At 66.3% G+C, this 8827-nt stretch carries 10 protein-coding genes; 7 read left to right on the top strand and 3 right to left on the bottom strand.

All coding sequences use genetic code 11. The features are described 5' to 3' along the window. From WEA80_07605 to dacB, 4 genes are all read left to right on the top strand, one after another. Positions 1 to 989 (top strand): hypothetical protein (locus tag WEA80_07605; GenBank protein ID MEX1186440.1); only part of this gene is annotated, 989 nt, incomplete at its 5' end. Between the two features lie 120 nt (positions 990 to 1109). After that, a complete protein-coding gene (gene mscL, locus WEA80_07600) occupies positions 1110 to 1493 on the top strand; it encodes a large conductance mechanosensitive channel protein MscL (GenBank protein ID MEX1186439.1) in 384 nt (127 codons plus the stop codon). Between the two features lie 85 nt (positions 1494 to 1578). Continuing rightward, the gene (locus WEA80_07595; GenBank protein ID MEX1186438.1) at positions 1579 to 1998 is read left to right on the top strand and encodes a hypothetical protein; all 420 of its coding nucleotides are present in this window, start codon (positions 1579 to 1581) and stop codon (positions 1996 to 1998) included. A 115-nt stretch (positions 1999 to 2113) separates the two neighbouring features. Further along, positions 2114 to 3748 carry a D-alanyl-D-alanine carboxypeptidase/D-alanyl-D-alanine-endopeptidase gene (gene dacB, locus WEA80_07590; protein MEX1186437.1) on the top strand — a complete coding sequence of 545 codons (1635 nt, stop codon included), beginning with the start codon at positions 2114 to 2116 and terminating at the stop codon, positions 3746 to 3748. A gap of 50 nt (positions 3749 to 3798) precedes the next feature. Here the strand turns inward: dacB and WEA80_07585 are convergent, their stop codons facing one another. Continuing rightward, the gene (locus tag WEA80_07585) at positions 3799 to 4944 is read right to left on the bottom strand and encodes a saccharopine dehydrogenase C-terminal domain-containing protein (GenBank protein MEX1186436.1); all 1146 of its coding nucleotides are present in this window, start codon (positions 4942 to 4944) and stop codon (positions 3799 to 3801) included. Between the two features lie 127 nt (positions 4945 to 5071). Between WEA80_07585 and WEA80_07580 the strand changes: the two genes are divergently transcribed. The 3 genes from WEA80_07580 to WEA80_07570 are packed head-to-tail and all read left to right on the top strand — an operon-like array spanning position 5072 to position 7093. After that, the gene (locus WEA80_07580; protein MEX1186435.1) at positions 5072 to 5521 is read left to right on the top strand and encodes a CoA-binding protein; all 450 of its coding nucleotides are present in this window, start codon (positions 5072 to 5074) and stop codon (positions 5519 to 5521) included. Position 5522: 1 nt separating this feature from the next. Further along, positions 5523 to 6407, top strand: coding sequence for a carbon-nitrogen hydrolase family protein (locus WEA80_07575; GenBank protein ID MEX1186434.1), 885 nt, complete (start codon positions 5523 to 5525; stop codon positions 6405 to 6407). Next, positions 6404 to 7093 (top strand): GNAT family N-acetyltransferase, encoded by a 690-nt coding sequence (locus WEA80_07570; protein ID MEX1186433.1) that lies wholly within the window; start codon positions 6404 to 6406, stop codon positions 7091 to 7093. The genes WEA80_07575 and WEA80_07570 overlap by 4 nt, the downstream gene beginning before the upstream one ends. A gap of 43 nt (positions 7094 to 7136) precedes the next feature. On the opposite strand, the gene WEA80_07565 is transcribed toward WEA80_07570, so the two are convergent. After that, positions 7137 to 7463, bottom strand: coding sequence for a hypothetical protein (locus tag WEA80_07565; GenBank protein MEX1186432.1), 327 nt, complete (start codon positions 7461 to 7463; stop codon positions 7137 to 7139). A gap of 169 nt (positions 7464 to 7632) precedes the next feature. Next, complete coding sequence (locus WEA80_07560) at positions 7633 to 8679, bottom strand: hypothetical protein (GenBank protein MEX1186431.1); 1047 nt, start codon at positions 8677 to 8679, stop codon at positions 7633 to 7635. Between the last annotated feature and the right edge of the window lie 148 nt (positions 8680 to 8827).

Genomic DNA, 8827 nt, shown 5'->3' with positions numbered 1-8827 from the left:
TCCCGTTCTTCCTCTTCATCGTCGGCATCACCACGTGGATCTCGCTCGAGTCCCGCCGCGCGCGCGGCGCCTCCGAGGGCGACCTCGTCCGGCAGATCCTCAAGCGCGGACTCGTCATCATCGCGCTCGGCCTGCTGCTGAACATGTTCCCGTACGAGAAGATCGAGCGCTTCACCCAGCTCCGCTACACCGGCGTCCTCCAGCGCATCGGGCTCGCCTACATGTTCGGCGCGCTCATCGCGTTCCGCACGAATCTCAAGCAGCAGATAATCGCCTCCGGCATACTGCTCATCGGCTACCAGGTGCTGATGACGATCGTTCCCGTGCCGGGAAAGTTCGGACTCCCTGGCGCGTTCTTCCTCCACACCAAGGATCAGCACCTCGCGGCGTGGGTGGACCGCGCGGTCATGGGCGGACACCTCTGGTCGGGCTCGCGCACCTGGGACCCCGAAGGGCTGCTCTCGACGATCCCCGCGATCGGCACGGTCATACTCGGCGTCATCGCCGGCAGGTGGATCAACAGCAAGCAGCCGCTGCCGGAGCGCATCGCCGGACTGTTCGCCGCGGGATGCATCGCGATGGTGGCCGGCTTGATGTGGAACTGGTCCTTCCCGATCAACAAATCGCTGTGGACCAGCTCGTACGTGCTGTTCACCGCGGGGATGGGCGCGGCCACGCTCGCGACGTGCATGTGGATCATCGACCAGCACCGGGTCACATGGTGGACCAAGCCGCTCGCGATTTACGGGATGAATCCGATCGTCGCGTTCTGGGGGTCGGGGGCGATGGCGCGGCTGATCTACTCGGTGATCAAGGTGCCGTGCGGCGGAGAGAACAAGGTGGCGCTGCAGCGCTGCGTGTACGAGAGCGCGTACGTGAGTTGGCTGCCGCCGAAGCTGGCGTCGCTGGCGTTTGCCTTCACGTTCGTGCTCGTCTGGCTGGGGATTCTGTGGATCCTGTACAAGAAGAGAATATTCCTCAAGGTTTGAACGGCAACTGCCACATAGAACTGCCAAGCTGCGAGCTGCCAGCTGGGAGCTGCCGGCTTCGAGCTGACCGCGATTTTGATCTTACTAGTCACTAGTCACTAATCACTAGTCACCGCCCTTATGTGGTCTGAATTCAAAGCCTTCCTCCTCAAGCAGAACGTCATGGCGCTGGCGATCGCCGTCGTCATTGGCGCGGCGTTCGGAAAGCTGGTGACGGCGTTCGTGGACGATTTCATCATGCCGATCGTGGGCGTGCTCATTCCCGGTGGCGCGTGGCGGGAAGCCACATGGACAGTCGGATCTGTAGAGTTCCTCGTAGGCGACTTCGCGAGCGCGGCGCTCAACTTCGTCATCATCGGGTTCGTGGTGTGGCGGATGGCGAAGATGTTCATCAAGCCGGATCCGGCAGCGCCGGCGACCAAGACGTGCGCGTTCTGCCGGATGAGCATCGACGCGGCGGCTACGCGTTGCGCGCACTGCACGAGCGAGGTGGCGCGGGCCTGATTGGTTCGGCACCGGCCGAAATCGGTTGATTACGCGTGGTGCTCGGCCTATCGTTTGATTGAGGGCGAACCGCACCGGAGCGCCCTTGCCTGTCACCGCCAAGCTTTCACGCCGCTTCTACGACCAGCTCGGAGACGATGTCGCGAACGAGCTGGTCAACTGGTTCAACGCCGTGGACGAAACGTATCGCAATCAACTGCGCGAGTTGAACGACCTCAACTGGGAGCGGTTTCGCTCCGAGCTGCGCGCGGAGGGCGCGTCCATCCGGGCCGAGATGGACAAGCGATTCGCGGAAATGGATAAACGATTCGACGCGCGGTTCACGGCGATCGAGACGAGACTTGCCGCGCTCGAGGCTCGTTTTCCCGCGTTCGAAGAGCGAATCGACGCGAAGTTCGCCCGATGCGAAACGCGGATGTACAAGGCGATGTTCGCGTTCTGGACAGCGACCATCATCCCGCTAGCGGCACTTATTCTGGCGCTCGACGGAGTCTTTCAGCGCTGAGTGGCCATTTGGCGCCGCGCGCCAGATCGAGCTGGTCACGCGGCGGCAAGGAGGTTGCACTGGCTTCGACGAACGACCTCCCCTCGCATCCCGGATTCATGCACTCGTGAAAGATATGAAAGCTTTGCCGCGCGCGTACGCGCGATTCAGTCCACTCGCCGCCGGCGCCCTAGCACTCCTCCTCGGAATCGGCGCGGTCGAGCCCCGCGCCTCGCCGTTCGCCGAGCCGTCGTCCGTCAGCGGGCGCGAGGCGGTGGAATTCCAGGCGCGCCGGCAGACGGCCGCGCAGCGGAGAGCGGCCCAGAGGCGCGCGGCCCAGCGCCGCCGGCGCACGCCGCCGCCGCCCCCCCCGCCCAAGGCCACCAGCCCGCGCGGCGCGGCCGCCCTCAAGGCCGACCTCATGTCCATCATGACGTCGCGCACCCGCTCGGGCATGTGGAGCAGCAGCGTCATCTCGCTGTCGCGCGGCGACACGCTGTTCGCGGCCAACGCCGACATTCCGGTGCTCCCCGCGTCCACGATGAAGCTGCTCACGGCCGCGATCGCGCTCGACCGGCTCGGCCCCCACTACCGCTTCTCCACCGACGTGCTGCGCGACGGCGAGGTGGACGCCAACGGGACGCTCAAGGGCAACCTCTACATCCGCGGCGACGGCGATCCCTCGTTCTCCAGGCGGTTCCACCCCGGCAAGTACTCGGAGCCGGTGGACAAGCTCGCGCGCGCGGTCGCGGCCGCCGGCATCAGGCGCATCACGGGCGCGGTGATCGGCGACGCCACCGCGTTCGACAACGTGCTCTACCCCGAAGGCTGGCTCGAGCGGTACAAGGGATCGTCCTACGCGGCGCGCGTGTCGGCGCTGTCGCTCGCGGAGAACGTGCTGTGGGTGACGGTGGACCCCGCCGAGCGATCGGGAAGGGACGCCGTCGTCACCCTCGAGCCGGCGACCACGACGATCGCGATCCGCGGACGCGTGAGCACGGTCGCGGGCGGCGGAGCCGCGGTGCGCGCGAGGTACATGCCCGACGGCAACATCCAGGTGAGCGGCCGGATCGGCACGCGCTCGCCGGTGCGCCGGTACGGGCTCGTGGTCAACAATCCGCCGGCGTTCACCACCGGCGCGTTCCACGCGGCGCTGCGCGCTGTGGGCGTGCAGGTGGACGGCGGAGCGCAGCTCAGAAAGACGCCGGCCAACGCCACCAAGGTCACGTCGCTGCTGTCGCCGCCGCTCGAGCAGATCGTCGCGATCATGAACCGCGAGAGCATCAACCTGTTCGCCGAGCTGCTGCTGCGAAACGCGGTGCGCGGGCCGGGGCGCGAAGGCCAGGGATCCGTGCCGGCCGCCGAGTCGCTGCTGCGCGGGTTCTTCCAGGACAAGTTGGGGACGAATGCCTCCACACTCGCAGTGGCCGACGGCAGCGGACTCTCCACGCTCGACCGCGTCACGGGCTTCCAGATGGCGGAGCTGCTCGGCTACGCCCACGCCGCGCCGTGGGGGCCGGCGTTCCACGCGTCGCTCCCGGTGGCAGGCAAGTCGGAGCTGCTGCGGACGCGCATGCGGCAGACTCCGGCCGACGGAAACCTGCACGCGAAGACGGGGACGACGAACAACGTGCTGGCGCTCGCGGGCTACGTCACGTCGGAGAACGGCGAGGTGGTCGCGTTTTCCTTCATCTACAACGGGGCGGACCGGTGGAACGCGCGGGCGAGCATCGATGCGATGGGGGAGACGATTGCGCGCTTCGCGCGGTGACTAGTGACTAGTGACTGGTGACTAGTGACTAGTAACTACAACTGCGATCTCTACTCGCTCCTCTGATCGATCACGATGCCGCGCTTGGCCAGCTCGGCGATGTACTCATCGCCCGGGATCGCTTCGTCCGGTGTGTGAACTCCGGCCGGGACTTGGCCGCGGGCCTGCATCTGGCCGATGATGGATAGCGAGTAACCGGTCGTCCGCATCATCGCGCTGACGCCGAGCTTCGCGTCATACCTGTCCACCATCTCGTACGCGCGCCTCGCGGGCTTGCCGCCCTTCTTGCCCTCGACCACGATCCGGAGCGCGACCAGATCGTGCGCGCCGGGCATGGTGAGCTTCTCCGACATCGCCGCCACCGCCACGTCGCGCGGCGCGACCCGGACTCCCTTCACGTCGATCGGCTCCGAATCGAGCAGCCCGATCTCGCGGATCGCTTCCATTATCTCCGCGTGGCCGGGATAGCGCAGCGTCTTGTACTCCATGTTGGGGATCTTCCCCTCGTAGCGGAACGCCATCGTCGACAATCCGCCCGCGGTGTGGAACGCCTCGAGCCGCCCGACCGGCGCGGGGAAATCCACCGGCTCGCGCTCCGACAGCGCCTTCACCTGCATGCGCTTGCCGTCGCGCAGGATCCACGACAGGCTCGTGTAGTAGTCGAGCGTCCCCTCGAGCGAGTACACCACCATGTAGTTGAGCGGCGGCTCGGGATGCTGCGGCAGCCCGCCCACGTAGATCTTCACGCTGTCGACGCGGTCGAGCTGTTTGATTCCGTGCTCGGCCAGGATGTTCACCATTCCCGGCGCGAGCCCGCAGTCGGGGACGACGCTCACGCCGTTGTGCTTCGCCTGGGGATCCAGCTCCTTCTGCTGGAAGACGATCGGCGTGTTGCCGCCGAGGTCGCAGAAGTGCACCTTGCATTCGACCGCGTGCCTGGCGAGCTCGAAGTTGAAGTAGTACGGGATCGCGCTCATCACCGCGTCGGACTCGGTCATCAGCGCGCGCACGGCTTCCGTGTTGCGCACGTCCAGCGGGGTGGGAATCAGCCGCTTGCCGGAGTACGGCGCGAGGAAATCGCGCACGTGCTCGATGCTGATGTCAGCGAGCCTGATCTGCTCGACCTCGGGGTTCTGCAGCAGGTCGTAGGCACAGGCGGACCCCTGAAGGCCGGCACCGAGGACAAGCAAACGCATGTGGCGGAGGACTCCCAGGTTCGGGTTGCATCGGCAAGATAAACGGCGGACACTGGCTCCTGGGGTATTCCAAAGGGAATCCCTGTAGCCGCCCCCGTTGGCTCGCATCCTGCCAACCAAAAGAGCCATGACCGAAACAGACAACGCCTGGCGCAAGCACCTCCTGGAATCCGACGATCAGATCGCCGCCCTGCTCGAATCCTCCAAGCGCATCGCCGTGCTCGGCATTAAAGTCGAGCTGCACAAGCCCGCCCGATTCGTCCCCGCGTACGCGATGGCCGCCGGGTACGAGATCATCCCCGTGCCCGTATACTATCGCGAAGTGACCGAGATACTCGGCAAGCAGGTGTACCGCAAAGTCGCCGACGTGCCGGGGGAGGTGGACATCGTGAACGTGTTTCGCCGGCCGAAGGACATCCCGCCGCACGTGGACGACATCATCGCGAAGCAGCCGCGCGCGGTGTGGTTCCAGCTGGGGATCACCAACGACGAAGCGGCGGAGAAACTCGCGCGCGCCGGGATCGACGTCGTGCAGGACCGGTGCATGATGGTCGAGCTGCGCCGGATCGGGAGGTAACATGGACCGCGTTCGCGTCGCGTCGCTGCAGTACTTCATCCGGCCGGTCACGACCTTCGAGCAGTTTCGCGACCAGGTCGTGGGTCTCGTGGGCACCGCCGCCGATTATAAGTGCTCGCTGCTCGTCTTCCCCGAGTACTTCACCGTCCAGCTCCTCACGCTCGGCGACATCAAGCGGCCGATCTCGCAGCAGATCAACGACCTCGCGGACCAGGTGCCGCGCTTCACCGAGATGATGAGCGGGCTCGCGCAGGAGCACGGCATCTACATAGTCGCGGGCACGATCCCCGTGGAGGATTCCGAGGGGACGATCCGGAACCACTGTTTCGTGTTCGGGCCCGGAGGCAAGCACGGCGTGCAGGGCAAGCTGCACATGACGCGGTTCGAGTCCGAGGACTGGATAGTCGCGCCCAGCGACCGGCTGAACGTGTTCGAGGCCGAGTTCGGCCGGTTCGCCGTCGCCATCTGCTACGACGTGGAGTTTCCGGAGATGGCGCGCGCCGCCGCGCGCGCGGGCGCGAACATCCTGGTGGTGCCGAGCTGCACGGACGACCGGCAGGGGTTCCTGCGCGTGCGGTACTGCGCGCAGGCGCGCGCGATCGAGAACCAGATGTACGTGATTCACTCGTGCACGGTGGGGTCGCTGCCGATGGTGCCCGCAGTCTCGCTGAACTACGGCCAGGCCTCGATTCTCACGCCGAGCGATTTCCCCTTCTCGCGCGACGGCATTCTCGCGGAGGGAAATCCGAATCAGGAGATGATGGTGATCGGCGAGCTGAACCTGCACACCATTCTCGACACGCGCGACACGGGCACGGTGCTCCCGTTGTTCGACAGCCACCGCACGGCGAAGCTGGTGGAGAACCCGGAGATCATCGCGCTGTGACGGACGCCAGCGCGGACATCCGCGTGCGCAACACCGGGGCGCGCGACCTGCCCGGGATCACGGCGCTTACGCGCGCGGTGTATCCCACGTCGAGGCCGTGGAACAGCGACCAGCTCGGGCGGCACCTCGACGTGTTTCCCGAAGGACAGTTCGTGGCGGTGACGCCCGACGACAAGGTCGTGGGAATGGCCGCGAGTCTGGTGATCCTGTGGGACGATTACCAGTCGCACATGAGCTGGCGCGAGTTCACCGCGGCGGGGACTTTCTCCAACCACGATCCCGAGCACGGCCGCACGCTGTACGGCGCCGAAGTGATGGTGCACCCCGATCACCAGCGGCGGGGGATCGGGAAGATGCTGTACGCGGCGCGGCGGGAGCTGGCGGAGCGGCTGGGGCTCCTGCGAATCCGCGCGGGCGCGCGGCTGCGCGGCTACCTCGAGTACGCCGAGCGGATGTCCGCCGAAGAGTACGTGCGGTGCGTGGTGCGGGGGGAGTGCAAGGATCCGACGCTGTCGTTCCAGCTGCGGAACGGCTTCCACGTGCTCGCGGTGGTCAGCGATTATCTGCTGCACGATCCGGAGAGCCGGGGCTACGCGGCGATCATCGAGTGGCTGAATCCGGCGGTGGCGAAGCCCGAGGACTATCCGAAGGGTGCCGCTGGGGGCTGGATGGTGACTAGTGACTAGTGACTAGTGACTAGTGACTAGTCACCGATACGTGCCGAGAAGCTTAAAGTAGCGCAAGCACTCCAAGCACCAGCGTAACCCCGCCGATGATCCCGCGAAACGGAGTCAACGCGCTGGACGCCGAGCCCAGCTCATCGCCGATGCTCGGCACCGTCGTGAGCGCGCGGGTGCCGAGCATGAGCCCGCCCATGATGAGCGCGATGCCGAGCAGGGTGAAGAAGTGCAGGATCCCCGCGATCAGCGCGACGATCCCGATGACCGTCTCGTACGGCTTGAGCGCCGCGATCACTCCGCTGAACCCGCGCATGCTGACGAACGTGTCGGCCAGTAGGAGCAGGCCGGTGAGGATGGCGATGAGGGCGTAGAGCATTGGAATAGGGGCTGGATGGTGACCAGTGACTGGTGACTAGTGACTAGTGAACTACCCGACAAGCATGACACGGAGAGCCGTACGCAGAAAGGCTTCCCCCGGTTTCGCCGCTTCGCAGTTCGCCGTTACTAGTCACTAAGTCACTAGTCACTAGTCACTAGTCACAGTTTCACCGCGTAACGGTGTATACGACGAGCTCCACCGGATGCTCGTACTGCCCCGCCTTCTGCCTGGGCGCGAGCGCGAGGATGAATCGCCCCGTGGCCGTCGCGGCCAGGGCGATTCCCGGTCCCACGGTGATCGGCTGCGCGCCCGCGGTGGACGCGAGCGGCCGCAGGGTGATGATCCCGCGCGCGCTCTCGATGATCATCCCGCTCGCACCCTCGCCGACCTGGATGTTCGGCGCCGTGGACATGTCCACGGGAATCGAGATGTCGATCGTCGGCCCCGTCTTCCAGGCGGGCTGCACCAGCTTCGCGCCCGCGGGCAGCGAGCCGTGCAGCACGCCGCTCTTCGGGTCGAGCGCGGCGTACGACGGCGACGGCTCGTAGTCCTGCACCCGCTGCGGCGTGGAGCCGACCGCGAGGATAGTTCCGTCGCTGGTCCAGCGCACCCGCCAGCCCGGCCCGACCGTGAACATCCGCGGCCGCGCGCTGTCCGCCGCGCCCGCCGCTCTCGGATCGCGCGGCACGTTGATCACCGCGGGGCGCGACACCGCGCGAGCGTACGACATCCCGCTGCTCGGGAACGACGCCGCGCGCAGCGTCGCCGTATCCACTCCCGTCTGCCGGCTGAGATTCACCCACATCTCGTCCGGTATGAGCGGCGACTCTCCGTGCGACAGGTTGTACGCGCGGCTGTACGCGATCGCGCTCCAGTCCGGTGATGGCGCGACGTCCCACACGCTGTCCACCTGCACCTGGAAGCCGTTCCCTTCCATGCCGACGAAGAACCCGTTCGGCACCGGCTCCGCCTCCACTCCCGCCGGATCCACCACCGCGATGATGTTCTTCCGATCGCTCGACAGCGCCCACTTCGTCAAGGACGCCATCCCGTACGTGCCCTTATTAACGGGCGTGCGCATCACGACCGGCGCGGTGGCTGCGGATGTATCCGTCGTGGGTGCACTATCGTCGCTGGCTACGCACGTGCCAAGAGCGACGGGGGCGAGCGCGGCGAGAAGGAAACTGCGGAGATCGTGGTCAGGACGTGTCATGGGCAAGGCCGTTGAGGACACGGTAGAGTATAGCTCACCAGCCCCGGGCGGGGACCGGCGGGAGGGTAACTCCGAAGCGCCGTCTTAGCGAGCGTAGTTTGCGAGCGTAGGCGCGAGAACGTTACCCTCCCGCCGGTCCCCGCCCCTC

This window comes from Gemmatimonadaceae bacterium, assembly GCA_040882285.1.
GTDB lineage: Bacteria > Gemmatimonadota > Gemmatimonadetes > Gemmatimonadales > Gemmatimonadaceae > JACDCY01.
The sequence above is the reverse complement of the archived record's forward strand: the minus strand, read 5'-3'. Positions and strand labels throughout refer to the sequence as shown.